General features: G+C 74.3%; 14 protein-coding genes. 3 read left to right on the forward strand and 11 right to left on the reverse strand.

Annotated features, from left to right (window positions below; genetic code table 11):
* Nucleotides 1-30: 30 nt before the first annotated feature.
* The 3 genes from AB0F81_RS35620 to AB0F81_RS35630 form a co-directional block, all read right to left on the reverse strand.
* Nucleotides 31-1,440, reverse strand: coding sequence for a cellulase family glycosylhydrolase (locus AB0F81_RS35620; protein ID WP_360204481.1), 1,410 nt, complete (start codon nt 1,438-1,440; stop codon nt 31-33).
* A gap of 110 nt (nt 1,441-1,550) precedes the next feature.
* Nucleotides 1,551-2,549: a sugar phosphate isomerase/epimerase gene (locus AB0F81_RS35625; protein ID WP_360204483.1), complete on the reverse strand. Its 999-nt coding sequence runs from the start codon at nt 2,547-2,549 to the stop codon at nt 1,551-1,553.
* 11 nt (nt 2,550-2,560) lie between these two features.
* On the reverse strand, nt 2,561-3,730 hold the full coding sequence (locus tag AB0F81_RS35630) for a Gfo/Idh/MocA family oxidoreductase (protein WP_360204485.1): 1,170 nt from the start codon (nt 3,728-3,730) through the stop codon (nt 2,561-2,563).
* Nucleotides 3,731-3,820: 90 nt separating this feature from the next.
* Between AB0F81_RS35630 and AB0F81_RS35635 the strand changes: the two genes are divergently transcribed.
* Nucleotides 3,821-4,849: a LacI family DNA-binding transcriptional regulator gene (locus tag AB0F81_RS35635; protein ID WP_360204487.1), complete on the forward strand. Its 1,029-nt coding sequence runs from the start codon at nt 3,821-3,823 to the stop codon at nt 4,847-4,849.
* A 63-nt stretch (nt 4,850-4,912) separates the two neighbouring features.
* Nucleotides 4,913-7,987 carry a PAS domain S-box protein gene (locus tag AB0F81_RS35640; RefSeq protein ID WP_360204490.1) on the forward strand — a complete coding sequence of 1,025 codons (3,075 nt, stop codon included), beginning with the start codon at nt 4,913-4,915 and terminating at the stop codon, nt 7,985-7,987.
* A gap of 42 nt (nt 7,988-8,029) precedes the next feature.
* Here AB0F81_RS35640 and AB0F81_RS35645 read toward each other — a convergent pair whose 3' ends face one another.
* The 5 genes from AB0F81_RS35645 to AB0F81_RS35665 form a co-directional block, all read right to left on the reverse strand.
* The gene (locus tag AB0F81_RS35645; RefSeq protein ID WP_360204492.1) at nt 8,030-10,003 is read right to left on the reverse strand and encodes an AarF/ABC1/UbiB kinase family protein; all 1,974 of its coding nucleotides are present in this window, start codon (nt 10,001-10,003) and stop codon (nt 8,030-8,032) included.
* Nucleotides 10,004-10,044: 41 nt separating this feature from the next.
* Complete coding sequence (locus AB0F81_RS35650) at nt 10,045-10,368, reverse strand: STAS domain-containing protein (RefSeq protein ID WP_360204494.1); 324 nt, start codon at nt 10,366-10,368, stop codon at nt 10,045-10,047.
* A gap of 19 nt (nt 10,369-10,387) precedes the next feature.
* Nucleotides 10,388-10,900 (reverse strand): sigma-70 family RNA polymerase sigma factor, encoded by a 513-nt coding sequence (locus AB0F81_RS35655; RefSeq protein WP_360204496.1) that lies wholly within the window; start codon nt 10,898-10,900, stop codon nt 10,388-10,390.
* A gap of 72 nt (nt 10,901-10,972) precedes the next feature.
* On the reverse strand, nt 10,973-11,695 hold the full coding sequence (locus tag AB0F81_RS35660; protein ID WP_360204499.1) for an alpha/beta hydrolase: 723 nt from the start codon (nt 11,693-11,695) through the stop codon (nt 10,973-10,975).
* A 27-nt stretch (nt 11,696-11,722) separates the two neighbouring features.
* Nucleotides 11,723-12,715, reverse strand: coding sequence for a DUF4331 family protein (locus tag AB0F81_RS35665; RefSeq protein WP_360204501.1), 993 nt, complete (start codon nt 12,713-12,715; stop codon nt 11,723-11,725).
* A 123-nt stretch (nt 12,716-12,838) separates the two neighbouring features.
* Between AB0F81_RS35665 and AB0F81_RS35670 the strand changes: the two genes are divergently transcribed.
* Entirely contained in the window at nt 12,839-15,556 is a 2,718-nt protein-coding gene (locus AB0F81_RS35670) for an AAA family ATPase (protein WP_360204503.1), read from the forward strand.
* Nucleotides 15,557-15,598: 42 nt separating this feature from the next.
* Here the strand turns inward: AB0F81_RS35670 and AB0F81_RS35675 are convergent, their stop codons facing one another.
* Genes AB0F81_RS35675 through AB0F81_RS35685 form a run of 3 tightly spaced genes read right to left on the reverse strand, consistent with a single transcriptional unit; the run spans nt 15,599 to nt 18,399 of the window.
* Nucleotides 15,599-15,934: a cupin domain-containing protein gene (locus tag AB0F81_RS35675; RefSeq protein WP_360204506.1), complete on the reverse strand. Its 336-nt coding sequence runs from the start codon at nt 15,932-15,934 to the stop codon at nt 15,599-15,601.
* Between the two features lie 60 nt (nt 15,935-15,994).
* Nucleotides 15,995-16,753, reverse strand: coding sequence for an NAD(P)H-binding protein (locus AB0F81_RS35680; RefSeq protein ID WP_360204508.1), 759 nt, complete (start codon nt 16,751-16,753; stop codon nt 15,995-15,997).
* Entirely contained in the window at nt 16,750-18,399 is a 1,650-nt protein-coding gene (locus AB0F81_RS35685; RefSeq protein WP_360204511.1) for a BTAD domain-containing putative transcriptional regulator, read from the reverse strand. The genes AB0F81_RS35680 and AB0F81_RS35685 overlap by 4 nt, the downstream gene beginning before the upstream one ends.
* Between the last annotated feature and the right edge of the window lie 36 nt (nt 18,400-18,435).

Raw genomic sequence — 18,435 nt, forward strand, 5'->3', positions numbered from 1 at the left:
CGGCCGGGTGTACGGCCGGGCCCGGGACTGTCAGAAGTCGTCCGGGGTGCGGATCCGGTCGCGGATCCAGGCGCCCGCCTCCTTCAGCCGGGCCGTGCCCGAGAACGCGCCGGCGGCGCAGGTGCCCTCGGTGAAGACCGCGCCGGTGCGCATGTCGTCGGAGTAGTTCCAGTTGACCCAGCTCACCCGGTGCTGCGCCATCAGGTCCAGGTACTGCTGGGCCCGGGCGAAGTCGTTGCCGCCGTCGCCGGAGGCCTGCTGCGTGCCGAACTCGGTGACGAACATCGGCAGCTTGGCGATCGCGTCGCGGAAGGTGTTCAGGTAGTAGTCGTCGTGCGAGGCGGCGTAGAAGTGGAACGTGTACATGATGTTGCCGGCGGTGACCGGGTTCGCCAGGATGCGCGCGACGCCCTGACCGTCGCCGGAGGCGCCCAGCGAGGACCAGTCCTCGGTGCCGACGAGCACGACGCCGTCCGGGTCCTCGGCGCGGATCACCGGGATGACCTGGTCGGCGTACGACTTGATCGACGACCAGTGGACGCCGCTGGGCTCGTTCGCGATCTCGTACAGGATGTTGGTCTTGTTCCTGTGCCGGGCCGCGACCTGCTGGAAGAAGGTCCTGGCCCGGGCCAGGTTGTGGTGCGGGTCGCCCGGCGACAGCATGTGCCAGTCGACGATCGCGTACAGGCCGCGGGCGGTGGCCTTCTCGATCAGGTCGTTGACCTTGGTGGTGTAGCCGGCCGGGTCGGTCTCGTAGCCGCCCTCCTGGATGTACATCGAGATCCGCAGGACGTCGGCGTTCCACTCCCGGGCCAGCACGTCCAGGGAGGAGTCGGTGGCGCACTGGGCGTACCACTGCAGGCCGTGCGTGCTCATGCCGCGCAGCTGGACGGGCTTGCCGTGGGCGTTGCACAGCTGCCGGCCGCAAACCTGGAGCTGGCCGTTGCGGGCCACCGGGGTGGCGCCGGGCGGTGGGCTCGACGCCGGCGGGCTCGACGCCGGCGGGCTCGACGCCGGCGGGGCCGACGTGCCCGGAGTCGTGCCGCCGGAGCAGGGCGCACCGTTGAGTGTGCAGCCGGTGGGGCTGCCGGGGCCGCTGCCGAGGAAGCCGAACTTCACCGAGGCGCCCGGGGCGACGGTGCCGTTCCAGGACCGGTTGGTGAAGGTGGCGTGCCGGCCGGCGGTGGTCAGCAGCGCGTCCCAGTAGGAGCCGACGCTCGTGCCGGCCGGCAGGTCGAACTCGACCCGCCAGGAGGTGATCGGCGAGGTGCCGGCGTTGGTGATGGTGTATTCGCCCTGCCAGCCCGATCCCCAGTCGGCCACCTTGGCGAAGGTGGCGCTGGGGGTCGCGGCGGAGGCCGGGGTGACGGCGTGGACGGCCAGGCCGGCGCCGAGGAGCGCGGCGGCGGCGGACAGCAGCAGGGAACGGGTGCGGCGCATGGGGGATCCTCCGCAGACATCGACGGGGATCCAATTATTAGGTCAGTTAACAGTCCTGTCCAGTCCGACGGTGCCACCGGCACGGGTGTCCCATGCCGAAGCGGGAGCCGTCAGATGCCGGCCTTGCGGCCGGCGGCGATCAGGTTCTGGGCGGCCTGACGCAGGCCCTCGATCTGGTCGAGCTCGGCGTCCTCGTGCTCGATGTTCACCGCCATGTCCGGGTCGACCGCGTGCAGGGCCCGCAGGAACGGCACCCAGAACTCCTCGCCGTGGCCGCGGCCGACGGCCACGAACTGCCAGGCCGCGTCGGCCGGCCACTGGTTGAGGGTGTTGCGGCCGCCGAGGTTGAGCGGGTTGCGGTCCGCCGGCGTACGGGTGAAGCGATCGTCCAGAACCCCGTAGCGGCGCACGTTCTCCGCGTTGATCCGGGTGTCCTTGGCGGCCGCGTGGAACACCAGCGAGCCCAGGTGCTCGATCGCCGCGACCGGGTCGATGCCCTGCCAGAACAGGTGGCTCGGGTCCATCTCGGCGCCGACGTGGGTGGCGTTGGTCTGCTCGACCAGGCGTTGCAGGGTGGGCGGGTTGAAGACCAGGTTGTGCGGGTGCATCTCGATGCACACCTTGACGTCGGCGGCCGCCGCGCGGGCCTGGATGTCGGCCCAGAACGGGACGGCGATCGCCCACTGGTGGTCGAGGACGTCCAGGTACTGGCTGTCCCACGGGTAGACGATCCAGTTGGCGGCGGTGGCGCCGGGGTGCCCGCCGGGCAGCCCGGACATCGCGACCACCCGCTTGACCCCGAGGGCGGCCGCGACCTCGATGGCGCGGCGCAGGTCCTGGGCGTGTTTCGGGCCCACCAGGGGGTCGGGGTTGAGCGGGTTGCCGTTGACGTTGAGGCCGGTCAGCGTGATCCCGGCCTGGGTGAACCGGCCCAGGTAGTCCTCGCGGGCGCCGGCGCTGGCCAGCAGGTCGCCGATCGGCAGGTGCGGGGTGCCGACGAAGCCGCCGGCGTTGATCTCGGCGCTGGTCAGGCCGAGCTCAGCGAGGATCTTCAGGGATTCGTCGAGGGGGCGGTCGTGCAGGCAGGCGGTGTAGGCGCCGAGTCGCATGGGGAGTCTCCTCAGAGGTGGCTGGGCTTGTCGGTGGCGGCCACGACGGCCTCCAGGACGCGCATGTTGTGCAGGCCGTGGGCCATGGTCGGGCAGGGCGGCAGCTTCTCGACGCCGGCGATCTGGTCGAGGAAGGCGCGCGCCTGGTAGACGAAGAAGTCGTTCTGCCCGTGGCCGACGGTGGGGAAGTCCATCGGCAGGCCGTGCGCCACATAGGGGTGCCAGGGGCCGATAAAGACTTGGCGCGGGCCGTTGACCACGGTGTCCGGTGCGCCGTCGACGATGGTGAACTCGGCCGGGCGGGTCATGTCGAACGACGCCGACCCGTTCTCGCAGAACAGGTCGATGCGCAGCGTGTTGGCGTGCCCGTAGGCGACCCGCGACAGCGAGAAGGTGCCGACCGCGCCGGTGGGGTAGCTGGTGGTGAACGTGCAGACGTCCTCGTTCTCCACCGGCAGGCGCTCGTCGCTGAGCTGCACGCCGCCGGCGTGCCCGACCGCCACGCCGAGCGGCCTGGGCCGGTCCTTCACCAGCGTGGCCATCATCGTGCCCTGCACCGCGCCGGTCGGCCCGCAGAAGAACTCGGCCAGGTCGACCATGTGGCTGCCGATGTCGGCGAGCACCCCGGAGCCGGGGGCGCCCTGGTATCGCCAGCTCATCGGGCGCTGCGGGTCGTGCCCGTAGTCGCACCAGTAGTTGCCGACGAAGTGCCGGACCGGGCCGAGCCGCTGCTCCACCTCGCGGCGGATCGCGTTGATCGCGGGGGAGCGGCGGAAGGTGAACCCGACGGCGTCGACCTGCCCGGGCGCGGCCGCGGCGGCGGCGACCATGGCCTCGGCGTCGGCCACCGACGGGGCGAGGGGTTTCTCGCAGAGCACGTGCTTGCCGGCGGCCAGCGCCGCCTCGGTGATCTCGCGGTGCAGGTTGTTGGCCACGGCCACGCTGACCGCGTCGACGTCGGGGGAGTCGATCGCGGCGCGCCAGTCGGTGAGGGCGCGGTCGTATCCGTAACGGCGGGCGGCGTCGGCGGCGAACGGCTCGTGCACGTCGACGACGGCGACCAGGCGCGCAGCGGGCTGGTCCAGGTCGAAGACGGTGGCGGCGTTACGGTACGCGTTCGCGTGGGCCCGGCCGACCATGCCGGCTCCGATCACCGCGACACCGATGGAGGGGTGTGTCATGTGGGATCCTCGCTTTAAAGCGCTTTAGATTCCCTGTACTCTCTGAGTCGATCACGATCCGTGTCAATGCCATTACGCGAGGTGTTCAGAATGGTGCAGAGGCCGCGGCTGACCGACGTCGCCGCCCGCGCCGGGGTCTCGCCCGCGTCGGTGTCGCTCGTGCTGCGCGGCGTCGCCGGTCCCAGCGCCGAGACCCGCGACCGGGTGCTCGCCGCCGCCACCGAGCTCGGCTACCGGGCCGACCGCACCGCCAGCATGCTGGCCCGCCGTCGGCGGCACCTGCTCGGCGTGATGCTCGACGTGCGCAACCCGTTCCACGCCGAGCTGGCCGAGGAGATCCACGTCGCGGCCGGCCGCGCCGGCTACGAGGTGGTGCTGGCCACGACCACCCGCGACAGCGACGAGCGGCAGGCCACCGAGACCTTGCTCGACTTCCGCTGCGAGGCGCTGATCCTGCTCGGCCCCGACTCGCCGGCAGCCGAGCTGGACCGGCTCGCCACCCAGGTGCCGTGCGTCGCCGTCGGCACCGCCGTGCGCGGCGCCGCGGTGGACGTGGTCCGCTCCGCCGACGACGTCGGCGTCGAGGCGGCCCTGCGCCACCTGACCGGCCTCGGGCACACCGACGTGGCCTTCCTCGACGGCGGGCGGGGCCCGGTCGCCGCCCTGCGCCGCCGCGGTTACCGCCGGGCGCTGCGCCGCGCCGGCCTGCCCGCCCGGATCCTGCCCGGCGACCACACCGAGGAGGGCGGCATCCGCGCCGGCCGCGCGCTGCTCGCCGCCGCCGCCCGGCCCACCGCGGTGATCGCCTCCAACGACCGGCTGGCCATCGGCCTGATGGACGCGCTGCTGCGCAGCGGCGTCGGCGTGCCCGCCGAGATCTCGATCATCGGGTACGACGACAGCACCCTCGCCCGGCTCGCCCACATCGACCTGACCTCGGTCAACCAGAACGCCCCGGAGCAGGCCCGCGGCGCCGTGCTGGCCGCCGTCTCCCGCCTCGACGAGGGCCGCACCCGGCGCACCGAGACCGTGCTGGCGCCCCGCCTGGTGGTCCGTGGCAGCACCGCCGCCCCGGCCGGCGTTCGTGTTCACGAACGAACGGCACCGCAACAGGCATAGCCTGATCGCAGCGGTATTGCCACATATCGCCGACTTTCACGGGCCGGCGGGACAGAGGAGCCCATGGCACTGCTGTTGGTCACTTCCCTGTACGTGATGATCCTGGCGTGGGTGTCGTGGCTCTACCTGCGCCACCGCGATCCGGTGCTGGGCGACGCGATAGGGGTGTTCGCGTCGGTCGCGATGCTGTTCGTGCTGGGACTGATCCAGGTGGTCACCGGTGTGCCGCCACGCCCGGTGACGGCACTGGCCATCGCGGTGCTGCTGGCGAAACCGCTGTTCAGCCTGCGGCTGGTGAGCCGGCTGCGGCCGATGTCGTCGTGGTGGTGGCCGCTGGCGCTGGCGGTGTGGGCGGTGACCCTGCTGCCGGTGCTGCTGTTGCTGTCTCGACCGTTGCCGCGTTCGGCCCTGTTGCCCGCGGTGGTGGCGTTCTTCGCGATGGAGCTGATCGCGGCGTGGCTGCTGGGTGTCGAAGCGCGCCGCCGCGGCGGCGCGGGCCGGGCCCGGCTGCGGTGCGCCGCGGCGGGAACGGGCCTGTTCGGCACCGCGTTGCTGATCTCCGCTCTCGGGCGCGGCATGGCGGGGGAGGCTCGGACCCTGGCGGTGCTCGCCGGTGTGCTCTACCTGATGGCGTTCGTGCCGCCCCGATGGCTCCGGCAGGTCTGGTCGCTGGGCGCGGCGGCCGCGGTGACCGATCGGTTGCTGAGCGCGTCAGCCGACGAGCCGGCGGCCCGCACCTGGCAGGCCTACTGCGACGGCGCCGCCAAGATCCTCGGCTGCACCGTGGTGATGCTGACCCCTACCGCAGGCGGCACCGTGAGTGTTGCCGGATGCGCCGGCTCGGGATGTGCCGCGGCGCCGTTACGGGACCTCGACGGCACGCGGGCGCAACTGGCCGAGCTGCTGGCCGCGCCGGGCACGATCGACGCGCTGGCGGGATGGACCCACCCGCCGGCGTTGGCGGTCCGGCTCGCCCAGGCCAGTAACACCCGCTACGTGACCATGGCGGCGGTGAACGCCCCCACCGGCTCGGGCGCGCTGCTGCTGCTGAGCCGGCACCGCAGCCTGTTCGCGGAGGACGACATCGCCGTGTTCACCAAACTCGCCGTCCAGGCCGCCGCCCTGGCCGGCCGCGCGCAGGCGCTGGCCGAGAGCGAGCGGCTGGCGGTGATCGTGGAATCGTCGCACGACGCGATCATCGGCAAGACCCTCGACGGGACGATCACCAGCTGGAACACCGGCGCCGCCCAGGTCTACGGCTACCACCCCGACGAGGTGGTGGGCCGGCACGCGTCCGTCCTGTCGCTGCCCGGGCAGGAAGGGACCGAGACGCAGCTGATGCAGCGCATCGCCGCCGGTGAGCGCATCGACCAGGAGCGGGTGCAGCACCGCCGCAAGGACGGCACGGTCATTCTCGTGTCGCTGACGTCGTCCCCGATCACCGGCGTGAACGGCGAGATCACCGGGGTCGCCACCATCTCGCGGGACATCAGCGAGCGCCAGCACGCCGAAGCGATGTTCGAGGGTTTGCTGCAGGCGGCCCCGGACGCGATCATCGGCGCCAGCCGGGACGGCACCATCACGTTGATCAACACGCAGGCGGAGCGCCTGTTCGGCTACCAGCGCGACGAACTGCTCGGCCAGTCGGTCGACCTGCTCGTCCCCGAGCGGTTACGGGCCGGGCATCCCCGGCACCGCGACGAGTACTTCGCGCACCCGCGCACCCGCCCCATGGGCGCCGGAGCCGCGCTGGCCGCGGTCCGCAAGGACGGCACCGAGTTCCCCGCCGAGATCAGCCTCTCCTCGGTGCACACCGGGCAGGGCCTGATGGTGACGACCGCCATCCGCGACGTCACCGACCGGCTGATCGCCCAGACCGAACGCGAACGCCTGATCGCCCAGGCCGAACGCGACGCCAGCGAGCGCCGGCTGCAGCACACCCGCCGGCTGGAGAGCCTGGGCCAGCTCGCCGGCGGCGTCGCGCACGACTTCAACAACATCCTCGCGGTGATCAGCAACTACGCCGAGATGATCGCGGAGACCCTGGAGCCGGAGGTTCCCGATCCGCAGGATCTGGTCGCCGCCCGCCAGGACCTGGGCCAGATCAGCCGGGCCGCCGAGCGCGCCGCCCGGCTCACCAAACAGCTGCTCGCGTTCGGCCGCCGCGACATCACCCAGGCCGAGGTGCTCAGCCTCAACCACGTCATCGGTGACGTGGAGCCGATGCTGCGCCGCAGCATCGGCGAGCACATCCACCTGATCACCAACCTGGAGCGGGAGCTGTGGCCGGTCCACGCCGACGCCAGCCAGGTCGAGCAGATCCTGCTCAACCTGGTGGTCAACGCCCGCGACGCGATGCCCGGCGGCGGCACCCTGTCCATCGACACCACCAACGCCGAACTCGGCGAGCTCGACGCCGCCGCCGACCCCACCCTGACGGCCGGCCGTTACGTCCGGATGCGCGTCAGCGACACCGGCGACGGCATGCCACCCGAGGTCATCGACCGGGCCTTCGAGCCGTTCTACACCACCAAACCCAAAGGCTCCGGTACGGGCCTCGGGCTGGCCACCGTGCACGGCATCGTCACCGCGGCCGGCGGCGACGTGCGCCTCTACTCCGAGAACGGCATCGGGACCACCGTCACCGTGATCCTGCCCGCCGTCGACACGGCCGTCGGCAGCAGCCCCGCACCGGCGACCGGGGCACCCGCCCGGCCGGCCACCGGCACGCCGCCGCACGAGACCATCCTGATGGCCGAGGACGAGGACGACCTGCGGCTGATCACCACCCGGATCCTCACCCGGGCCGGCTACCAGGTGCTCACCACGAGCGGCGGCGAACAGGCCATCCACCTCGCGCAGACCCATCCCGGCCCGATCGACCTGCTGCTCACCGACGTGATCATGCCCAAGATGACCGGCAACGAGGTAGCCGCCCGGGTCCAGGCCATCCGCCCCGGCATCCCGGTGCTCTACATGTCCGGCTACGCCGAACCGGTGCTCAGCGAGAACGGCAACCTGCCGGAAGGCGTCACCATCGTCGAGAAACCCTTCACCAGCCAGGAGCTGCTCGACCGGGTCCGGGCCCATCTGCGCGCCCACGCCCGCCCCGAGCAGCTGCCGAGCCGCGCACCCTGAACGACGTGACCACTGCCGGGGCCCGGCGGCGCGCCGCGCCGGTCAGTCGCGGCGCAGGACGACCGCCAGCACGCGCAGGACCAGGACCACCGCGACGATCAGCAGGCCGTAGCCGAGCAGGGGGAACAGGCCGATGCCGAGGCCGGTGCGCGGGCCCTCGCCGCTGCCCAGCAGCATCGTGGCCATCACGCCGGCCGCGGCGCCGATCACCGTGAGCAGGGCCTGATGGAACAGGCCGGTGAGCAGGCGCCGGTCCTGGTCGTCGGAGAAGAGGCGGACGTTGAAGCGCAGCCGGCCGTGCTCGACCGCGTCGCCGATCCGGTCGATGCGGCGGGGCAGGCCACGCAGCAGCGGCAGCAGCGCGACCAGCTCCTCCTCCAGGGTGCCGCGCAGGCGCTGCGGCGCGAACGCCTCGGCGATGCGCCGGCCGCCCGCCGCGCGAGCCTGGCCGACCAGGTCGAAGCCGGGGCGCACCAGGCCCAGCGTGCCCTCCAGGGTGGCGAAGGCCCGGAACACCGCGGCCACCGGCGCGGGCACGCCGAGCCCGTGTGAGGTGAAGGTGCGCAGCAGCGCGGAGACGGCGGCCACGCCCGCGGTGCTGCCCGGCGCGGCGTAGCGGACGATCAGCACCCCGACCGCGCGCTGCAGTTCGCGTTCGTCCACGGTCTCGGCGTGGTCGACCAGCGTGAGCAGGGCGTCGCTGGCCGCCACCGCGTCGCCGCGGCCGACCGCCTCGAGCAGCCGGCCGATCGCGGTACGCGTGACCGCGTCCAGGCGCCCGACCGAACCCAGGTCGAGCATGCCCAGCGTGCCGTCGTCGTCGACGAGCAGGTTGCCCGGGTGCAGGTCGGCGTGGAAGACGCCGTGCACCAGCACCTGGTCGAGCATGCTGTCGAGCAGCCCGGCCGCGAGCGTCTCGCGCCGCTGGTCGTCGAGGCGGGCCAGCACCGGGGCGGCCGCACCCAGCGCGGTGCCGGGGACCCGGCCCATCACGAGCACCCGCTCCGAGCTGAGTTCCGGGAACGCGGCGGGAACGCGTACGCCCCGGTCGGGGGATGCGGCCAGGGCCGCGGCCATCGTCTGCAGGTTGTCGCGCTCGACGGTGAAGTCGAGCTCCTCGCGCAAGGCCTCGGCGAAGCCGAGGGCGAGCGCGCGCACGCCGAAGGAACGGCCCCAGGTGGTGCGGGTCTCCAGGCTCTCGGCCAGCCGGGAGACGATGTCCAGGTCGCGGTCGACGACCGCGGCGACGCCCGGGCGCTGCACCTTCACCACCACCTCGGTGCCGTCGCGCAGCCGGGCCGCGTGCACCTGGGCCACCGAGGCGGCCGCCAGCGGCTCCCGGTCGATTGCGGCGAACACCTCCTCGACCGGTGCGCCGAGCTCCGCGGTGAGCACCGCCGCGATCTCGTCCCACGGCACCGGCGCGGCGCGGTCCTGCAGCGCGGTCAGCTCGTCGACGAACTCGGCCGGCAGCAGGTCACGCCGGGTGGAGAGCAGCTGGCCAACCTTGACGAAGGTGACCCCGCCCTCATCGAGGGCGGCGCGCAGCGAGCGGGCCAGCCGGCGCCGCGACGCCGCGGAGTCCGGCCCGGCGGCCGGCCGGCCGCGCAGGAACCGGCCGAGGCCGTGCCGCAACGCGATCCGCACGATCGTCCAATAACGCCGGGTACGGGCGAGCCGGCGGCGGGCGCCCCGCCACATCTCCACCGGGCCGGGCAGTGAACCGGTGGGCAGCAGCACCTCCAGGATGACCAGGACCGCCATGGCGAGCAGGGACGCCACGCTCGCCGCGGTGAGGACCAGCAGGAACCCCTCGCCGGCGGTGACCGACGTCGGGTCCGGCGGGGCGAGCGCGGTCAGCACCGGACCGGTCACGATCATCGCCAGCAGGGCGGCCGGCAGGCTCCGGGCCGGTCCGACCCGGACGCCGAGCAGGCGGCGGATGACCGCGGCGAACAGCAGAACGGTCACGATCACCGTCGGGATGAACAACGCCACTGATATCGCCCGCTCCACGACGACCGACCATATCGGCGCGCACCGCTGCCCGGCTGCCCCTAACCGAAGTGGAACAGGCCGTCCCAGCCGAGCAGCCGCAGGATCCGCCGGATCTGCGGGCCCGCGCCGGACAGGCACATCCGCCGCCCGTCCGCGCGCAGCCGCAGGGCGGCGCCGGCCAGCGCCCGCGAGCCGGGCACGTCGATGAAGGTCAGTTCGTGCAGGTCGACGGTGACGTCGCCGGGGGAGTCGAGCAGCAGCTCCAGCGCGAGTTCCAGCAGGGGCAGGGTGGACATGTCCACCTCGCCGCAGAGGCGCACCCCGGGCGGGCGCGCCAGCGCGGTGACGTCGAGTCTCCAGTCCGGTGCGGCGGTGACAGTCATGGCGGGCTCCTTCGCCGCGTCAGGGCGCCATCGCGGCGCGCAGCGCCTTGAGGGCGTAGTGGGTTCGCGACTTGACCGTGCCGACCGGGACGCCGAGCCGGTCGGCGATCCGCTCGACCGGCTCGCCGCGCAGGTAGACGTCCCGGAGGATGTCCTGGTGGGTTTCGCTGAGCTGAGCGAAGGCGGACTGCACTGTCCAGGTCGCCAGCGCGGTGTCGGCGGTGTCGTCGTGGCCGGTGGCCGCCCAGGTCAGGTCGACCACGCCGATCTCGACGGGCCGGGCCCGCCGCGAGCGGACGGTGTCGATGACCAGCCGGCGCGCCACGGTGAACAGCCACCGGCGGGTCTCCTCCGCGGTCGGCGGCAACCCGTTCACGTGCCGCCAGGCCCGCGCCATGGTCTCCTGGGTGAGATCCTCGGAGGTCTGCCGCTGACCGCTGGTGAGCCCGAGGATGAAGCGGAACAGCGCCCGCGCGTGGTCGGCGTGCACGGCGGTCATCCGTGCTTCGAGAACCTGCTGGTCGGATGGCATGTCGTCCCCGCGAGGGTCAGGCCGTGTGCCCGCCGCCGGAAACAGCGACGGGCACGCTGCAGCGGCGGGCGGTCAGTGGGCGGTGGTGAAGGCGACCGCGTCGAGGATGGTGGCGGTCACCTCGTCGGGCCGGGAGCCGGCGATCGCGTGCGACGCGCCGTGCACCTCGCGGACCCCCTTCGGCGCCGACCGGCTCACCTGCCAGCGGAACAGCTCGGCCGGGATGTTGCGGTCGGCGTCGCCGTAGACCTGCCAGGTGGGCAGCGTCTTCCAGGCGGGCTGGTCGGTGTTCAGGCCGTCGGTCAGCGCGGTCTCGGTGACCGGCCGCTGGGTGCGGCCGAGCAGGACGGCGTCCTCCAGCTCGAGGTCGGCGGCGAACTGGCCGGGGAACTTCGCCGGGTCGATGCGCAGCTCGTTGCCGCCGTCGGTGATCGGGTAGGCCAGCAGCGCCTCGCCGAGGGTGCTGCCGGCGAACCTGCCGGACAGCTCCAGGGCGGACTCGCCGTGGTCGGGGGTGAACGCGGCCACGTAGACCAGGGCCCGCACCGCGTCGAGTTTGGACGCCGCCTCGGTGATGACCATGCCGCCGTAGGAGTGGCCGACCAGGATCACCGGGCGGTGGAGGCCGTCGACGACGTCGCGGACGTACTCGGCGTCGCCGTAGAGGCTGCGCAGCGGGTTGGCGACGGCGATCGCGTCGACGCCGCGCGCGGCGAGGCCGGCCAGGACCGGGTTCCACGCGGTGGAGTCGGCGAAGGCTCCGTGCACCAGCACAACGGTCGGGTTCTCGGACATGTGGTTCTCCTCTACTTCGATGGTGGGTCAGGCCGGGGTGACGTACGGGAAGGCGCCGCTCTGCTCGCCCGCGCTCAGGCCGGTGCTCACCGCCGCGTTGGTGACCAGCGAGAACATGACCTCGGGCGCGTTGTCGCCGAGCCGGCGGCCGTTGAAGTCGGTGAAGCCGAACACCGCGGGGGTGCCGACCTGGTAGGGCAGGGTGTCCGGGATGACCCGCTGGGCGACCGCGAGGGCGTACGCCTCCGGCCGCTCCGTCGTGCCGAGCCGCCGGACCGCCGCCGCGATCAGGTCCCGGATCTGCTTGGCGTACTGCGCCCAGTCGTCGCTGGGGTGGGTCTGGTTGGCCTGGCTGGCCGCGTCACTGCCGGCGTCGCGGAAGATCGGCCAGATCATCGGCAGACCGGCCCGGCCGATCTGCCGCCAGCCGCCGGCGTCGGTGGCGAGCCGGCTGGTGCTCCACACCCGGATCATGCGGTCGGTGAAGAGCTGGTGGTCACGCTGCGGCACCCGCAGCACGATCGACGCGACCGTGGACCCGGCGAAGCTGTCGACGGCCCGCCCGGCCGGGTAACCGGTGATGTCGGCGTCCTCGCCGTGCTGGATCAGCCGGTCCACCTCGGCGAGCTGGCCGAGGTCCAGGAAGAACGGGTCGCGCGCGGTGCCGGCCCAGACCTGGACGCCGCCGGCGCCGGTGACCGGCTCGCCGGTGCGGCCGGCGGCGATCTCCACCGGTGCGGCGCCCTCCTCGATCCGCGACACCCGGTACGCCTGCCCGCCGGCGCCGAGCGGGCCGAACACGAACCGGAACGTCAGGTTCTCCAGCGGCGCGTCGTCCAGGTGCACCCGGAACTCGTAGCTCGCCTCGTCGTGGAAGCCCGCCGGGCCCGAGTCGCCGGCGAGCGAGGTACGCACGTTCATCACCAGGACGGTGGCGTCCCGGTCGTCGAAGACGTACTGGTCGGTGATGTTGAGCCGCGGGTCCTGCCGGGCCAGGGGCGAGTCGAGGTGGTGTGACATGCGGTCACGCTAGGAAGGCGCAGTGCGCATCCACTGACGAACGAGTGACGGCTGCGACGCTGCGCAGTGACGATCGGCACCGGTGCTCGCCCCGCGGCCCACAGCAGCGGAAGAATCCGTCAGGTGAACACGGAGGGCCTCGTCGGGCGTGACACCGAACTGGCCGAGCTGACCGCGCTGCTGGAGCGGCCCGGTGCGGCGGTGGTGCTGTGCGGCGCGCCCGGCATCGGCAAGAGCCGGCTGCTGGCGGAGGTGGCCCGGCGGGCGGCCGGCGCCGGGCGCACGGTGCTGTGGGCGCACGGGGTGCAGAGCGAGACCACGGTCGCCCACACCGGCCTGCACCAGCTGCTGCACCCGCTGCTGGGGCGTTCGGCGGAGCTGCCGCAGCGGCAGGCGGAGGCGCTGCGCACGCTGTTCGGGCGGGACGAGGGCCCGGCGCCGGACCCGCTGCTGATCCGGCTCGGCGTGCTGAGCCTGCTGGAGGAGGCGGCGCAGCGCTCGCCGGTGCTGCTCGCGGTCGACGACGTGCACTGGCTCGACCGGCCCACCGCCGAGGTGCTCACCTTCGTGATCGACCGGCTGGACAGCGCCCCGATCGGGTTGCTGGCCACCCTGCGCGAGGGTGACCCCGACCCGCTGGCTGCGACCGGCGCCCGGCAGCGGGAGATCACCGCGCTGTCGCCGCAGTCGGCGGCCGCGCTGCTGGACGCGGCCGCCGAGGGCCTGAGCCCGGCGGTGCGGGCGCGGATCCTGGACGCGGCGCTCGGCAACCCGCTGGCGCTGCTGGAGCTGCCGCGGGCGCAGGACGCGGCCCGGCCCGACCCGGCGCCGCGGCCGGTGCCGCTCACCCAGCGGCTGGAGCACGTCTTCGGTGACCGGCTGACCGGGCTGCCGCAGCGCTGCCGGGAGCTGCTGCTGCTGGCCGCGGCGGACGACGCCGACGCGGCGGAGGGCGCGCTGTGGCGGGCCGCGGCCGGCCGGGGACTGACCGCGGCGGATCTGGCGCCGGCCGAGGCGGCCGGGGTGGTGACCGTGCAGGACGGGGCGGTGCGGTTCCGGCATCCGCTGATGCGTGCGGCGGCGTACAGCCTGGGCTCGCTCACCGAGCGCGGCCGGGCACACCGGGCGCTGGCCGCCGCCCTGCCGGACGACCCCGACCGGGCGGCGTGGCATCTGGCCGCGGCCACCCTGGGCCGCGACGAGAGCGTCGCGGCCCGGCTGGAGCAGGCCGGGGATCGCTACCGCGGGCGGGGCGCGATGAGTGCGGCCATGTCGGCGTACGAACGAGCCGCCCGCCTGTCCACCTCGCCCGGCACCGGTGCCCGCCGTCTCGGGCTGGCCGCCGACGCCGGGCTGCGCGCCGGTGACCGGGCCGCCGCCGCGCGCCTGATCGCCGAGGCCACGGCGCTGTCGTCGGATCCGGTGGTGGCCGCCGGCCTGGCCCTGCCGGAATACTTCCTGCGGATCACCACCGGCAGCCGGGGCCGCGACGCCGACGAGCTGATCGAGCTGGCCCGCCAGGTCGGCGGCACCCCGCTGCAGCCCATGGTGATCGCGATCGCCGCGATGGACGCCTGGACCACCCTCGACCTGGACGGCAAACGCGAACGCGTCGAGCGGGAACTGCTGGCGATGGACCTCGACCCGGCCGACCCGAACCGGGTGATGGCGCTCGCCGTGGTGGCGCCCGAGCGGCACGCCGCCGAACTCACCCCGCTGGTGCGGGTCTTGGCCCGGCAGGCCGTCAACCTGGGCCAGCACTACCTGATGATGGGCCTGGGCGGGGCGGCCGAGGCGCTGCGGCTGCTGCCGGTCGCCGAGCTGTGCCATCGCGCGGCGGTGGACAGTTCCCGCCAGGACGGCTCGCTGACCGACCACTGCATGTCGCTGATCCGCTACGCCGCCCTGCGGCTCGCGGCGGGCGACCTCACCGAGGCGCTGACCTGCGCGGAACAGTCCCGGCGGCTGGGCACCGACCTCGGCCTGCCGATCGCGGTGGCCGGCGCGGCCGCGATCAGCGCCCGGGTGTACGCGTGGCGCGGCGACGCGGACGCGGCGAACGAGGCCCTGCGGGCGGTCACCGGGCACCTCGGGCGGGCCGGGCAGACTCCCGGCGTCGCGGCCGACGCCGCCTGGGCGAGCGGGCTGCTGGCGCTGGCCGAGGGCCGGGCCGCCGACGCCGTGGAGGACCTGCTCGCGGTGGTCGGGCACCGCGACTGGGGCGCCGGGTTCATGGTCGGCGATCTGGCCGAGGCGGCGCACCGGGCCGGTGACGCCGACATCAGCGAGGCGGTCGCGGCCGCCGCCGCCGAGGCCGCCGTCTTCGACTCCGGGCTGCTGCGGCATCTGGTGCTGCGGGCCCGGGCGCTGAGCGGGGACGGCGACGCCGGCCGGCTGTTCCGGGAGGCGGTGGCGGCGGCGGGCGAGCACCGGCACCCGCTGGAGTGGGCGCGCACGCGTCTGGCGTACGGGGAATGGTTGCGCCGTGACCGCCAGCCCGTGCTCGCCCGCACCCAGCTGACCGCCGCGTCCACCGCCTTCCTCTGGGCCGGCGCCGCGCCCTGGGCGCGCCGGGCCCAGTCCGAGCTGCGCGCCGCCGGCGGCCTGCCGGGCCGTGCCCACGGCGATCCGATGCCCGGCGCGCTGCGCGCGCTGACCCCGCAGGAGCTGCAGATCAGCCGGCTGGCCGCGTCCGGCCTGTCCAACCGCGAGATCGCCGACCAGCTGTTCCTGTCGCCGCGCACGGTCGGCGTGCACCTGTACCGCAGCTATCCGAAGCTCGGCGTGCGCAACCGCGCCGAACTCGCCAAGGTCTTCGCAACTCCGCCCACCGCTGGTTGAGCCGGCGCGGCAGTCCATCGAGCTGGTGGCCGCCGGCGCCGGTCAGCCGCGCGGCGTCAGTACGGTCAGCAGCACCACGGTGTCCTCCAGTGCGGCCAGCTCGTGCCGGTCCGGACCGATGATCACGTGGTCACCGGCCCGGCCGGTCCACTCGCCGGCCGTGGTGGTCAGCCGGGCCCGGCCGTGCAGCACCTGCAGCGAGGCCTCGCCCGGGCTGTTGTGCTCGCCGAGCCGGTGCCCGGCGGCAAGCGCGATGACGGTCTGCCGCAGATGGTGGTCGTGGCTGCCGAACAGGGTGTGCGCGCTGCGGCCGCTGTGTGCGCCGCGCGCCTGGGCGAGCAGGTCCGCGGCGAGGCCGGGAAGGTTGGTGGACTGCATGTCGACCGCCAACGGGGACGGCCCGGCCCGGTTCACCGGCGCCGCTGTGGCGCCCGCCACTCACCGGCCGGCCAGCCACGTCGCCGGGCCGGTCGCGGTGTGCCGGGCGTCCGGGCCGGGCAGCAGTGCCCGGTCGCCCACCTGGGCGCCGAAGAACGGGCGCGCCGACGGCTGGGTGACCACGTCGAGCCGGGTGCCGTCGTGCCTGGCCGTGCGGCGGGCCAGCTCGTCCAGCGTGATCTCCTGCGGCCCGGCGACCTCGACCGTCCGGCCCCGGCCGGGCCGGGCCGCGACCCCGGCGAGTTCCGCGGCCAGGTCCGCCGCGGTCAGCGGTCGCAGGCGCAGCGGCGGCAGGCGTACGGTGTGCTCCTCGGTGTTGACCTGCACCAGCACCTCCAGGAACTCGAAGGTGTGCGTGGACCGCACGATGGTCCACGGCGTGGCCGAGGCCCGGACCAGGCGCTCCTGCGCGAGTTTGGCCCGGCAGTAACCGAGCCCCGGCATCCGCTCCGCGCCGAGGACACCGGTCAGCACGTGGTGGCGGACCCCGGCCCGGGCGCCGACGTCGAGCAGGTTCGCCGTGGCCGCCTCGAAGAACGCCGTGGCGCTCACCTCGTCCATGAACGGCGAGTTGGTGACGTCCACGACGGCGTCCGCCCCGGCCAGCGCGCCGGGCAGGCCCGCGCCGGAGCAGGCGTCCACCCCGGTGCGGGGAGTCGCCAGCAGGCAGTCGTGCCCGGCCGCGTGCAGCGCCGGCACCAGGTGGCGGCCGATCCGCCCGCCACCCACCACCACGATCCTCAGCCGTCGCGCACTCACGCGGCCCGCGCCATCCGGTCCAGGCGGCCGCGCAACTCGTCGGCGACCGGCCCGGCGTCGCCGGGCAGCACGGCCAGCGCCTTCTCCCAGCAGGCGCGGGCCCGGCCGGGATCGCCGGCCTCCAGGTGGGCGTCGCCGATCGACAGCAGTACGCCGGCGCGCGCCGCACCACGCCGTTCCTCCGGTACGGCGCCCTTGGCGTGCCGGTGGCTGTGCGCGGGCGTGACCGGCACGTGCGGGGCACGGGCCCGGTGGTAGCTGCGGATGCGCTGGGTGGCGGCCTCCCGCTCGGCCGCGGAGTCCCGGTCGGCGGCGAGCTCGGCGGCGTAGGCGCGCAGCAGCCGGTGCATCTCCAGCCGGTCGCCGCGCAGCTCCAGCAGGGCGTGGCTGACCAGGTCGCCGATCATCAGCCGGGCCACCGGCGCGGACACCCCGGCCAGGGCGGCGATCGACGGCACGGTCAGCTCGGTGCCCGGGTGCAGCGGCAGCAGCCGGAACAGCCGGGCCGCGGCCGGCACCAGCCGCCGGTAGGACCAGGAGAAGGCGGCGGCCAGGTCGGCGTCCCCGGCGCCCTCGGCGAGTTCCGCGGCGATCTCGGCCAGCGAGGCCTCCGGGACCGTGGCGATCCGGGCGGCGACCAGCGCCAGCGCCAGCGGCAGCCGCCCGCACCGGGAGATGATCTCGTCGACCGCGCCGGGATCGGCGGCGAGCCGGTCGGCGCCGAGCCGCAGCGCCAGGGCCGCCCGGGCCTCCTCGACGGTGGGCAGGCCCAGCCGCAGCGTCTCCCCGGGCCCGGCGAGACCGGCCCGGCTCGTCATGATCACCAGGCTGCCGGGTGTGCCGGGGAGCAGGTCGCGGATCAGCGGGGCGTCCGGGCAGTTGTCCAGCACGATCAGGACCCGGCGGCCGGCCAGCAGCTCACGGTGGCGGCGGGCCAGGCCGGGCAGGTCACCGGGCAGCTCGGCGGGCGGCACACCGAGGCAGGTGAGAAAGCCGCGCAGCACCTCGGCCGGGCGCAGCACCGCGGCCCGCGGGTCGTAGCCGCGCAGATCGGCGTAGAGCTGCCCGTCCGGGAAACCGGCGGCCAGCCGGTGCGCCAGATGGATCGCCAGGGTGGTCTTGCCGACGCCCGGCATGCCGTCGATCGTCAGCAGGGCCGGCCCGTCGGCGCGCTGCCGCTCGATCGACGCCAGCGCCCGCTCGATCAGCGCCGACCGGCCGGCGAAGAACGGGTGGTCGGACGGCAGCTGGGCCGGCGCGGCCGCCGGCACCGGCTGCACGGCGGGCCGCCGCAGCCTCGCGTAGGCGGCCCGCAGCTCCGGGCCGGGATCGATGCCGAGTTCGTCGGCGAGCCGCTCACGCACCGCCCGGTAGGCGGCCAGCGCCTGGTCGCGGTGCCCGTCGGCGGCCAGCGCCAGCACCAGGCGGCTCTGCAGCGCCTCGTCGAGCGGCTGATCCTGCGCGGCGGCCCGGACCGCCGGCAGGATCCGCCCGGCCAGCCCGGCGCGCAGCGCGGCGTCGGTGGCGTCCCGGGCGGCCTGTGACCGCTCGCCGTCGATGCCCAGCAGCGCCGGATGCGTGCCGGCCAGCGGAGCGAATCGGGACGCGGGAAAACTTGTTACGAAACAGGCGCTAACGAGTCGCATTGACATCGGGCGATGCGCGGTCGCATGCTGCCGAGC

The sequence above is a fragment of the Actinoplanes sp. NPDC024001 genome (assembly GCF_040638955.1).
GTDB lineage: Bacteria > Actinomycetota > Actinomycetes > Mycobacteriales > Micromonosporaceae > Actinoplanes.

Bases quoted from the DNA above. Each gene is read 5' to 3' on its own strand.
- AB0F81_RS35640 (WP_360204490.1), top strand. From the start codon at position 4,913: ATGGCACTGCTGTTGGTCACTTCCCTGTACGTGATGATCCTGGCGTGG.
- AB0F81_RS35660 (WP_360204499.1), bottom strand. From the start codon at position 11,695: ATGTCCGAGAACCCGACCGTTGTGCTGGTGCACGGAGCCTTCGCCGAC.
- AB0F81_RS35625 (WP_360204483.1), bottom strand. From the start codon at position 2,549: ATGCGACTCGGCGCCTACACCGCCTGCCTGCACGACCGCCCCCTCGAC.
- AB0F81_RS35630 (WP_360204485.1), bottom strand. From the start codon at position 3,730: ATGACACACCCCTCCATCGGTGTCGCGGTGATCGGAGCCGGCATGGTC.
- AB0F81_RS35650 (WP_360204494.1), bottom strand. From the start codon at position 10,368: ATGACTGTCACCGCCGCACCGGACTGGAGACTCGACGTCACCGCGCTG.
- AB0F81_RS35675 (WP_360204506.1), bottom strand. From the start codon at position 15,934: ATGCAGTCCACCAACCTTCCCGGCCTCGCCGCGGACCTGCTCGCCCAG.
- AB0F81_RS35655 (WP_360204496.1), bottom strand. From the start codon at position 10,900: ATGCCATCCGACCAGCAGGTTCTCGAAGCACGGATGACCGCCGTGCAC.
- AB0F81_RS35665 (WP_360204501.1), bottom strand. From the start codon at position 12,715: ATGTCACACCACCTCGACTCGCCCCTGGCCCGGCAGGACCCGCGGCTC.
- AB0F81_RS35620 (WP_360204481.1), bottom strand. From the start codon at position 1,440: ATGCGCCGCACCCGTTCCCTGCTGCTGTCCGCCGCCGCCGCGCTCCTC.
- AB0F81_RS35685 (WP_360204511.1), bottom strand. From the start codon at position 18,399: ATGCGACTCGTTAGCGCCTGTTTCGTAACAAGTTTTCCCGCGTCCCGA.
- AB0F81_RS35635 (WP_360204487.1), top strand. From the start codon at position 3,821: ATGGTGCAGAGGCCGCGGCTGACCGACGTCGCCGCCCGCGCCGGGGTC.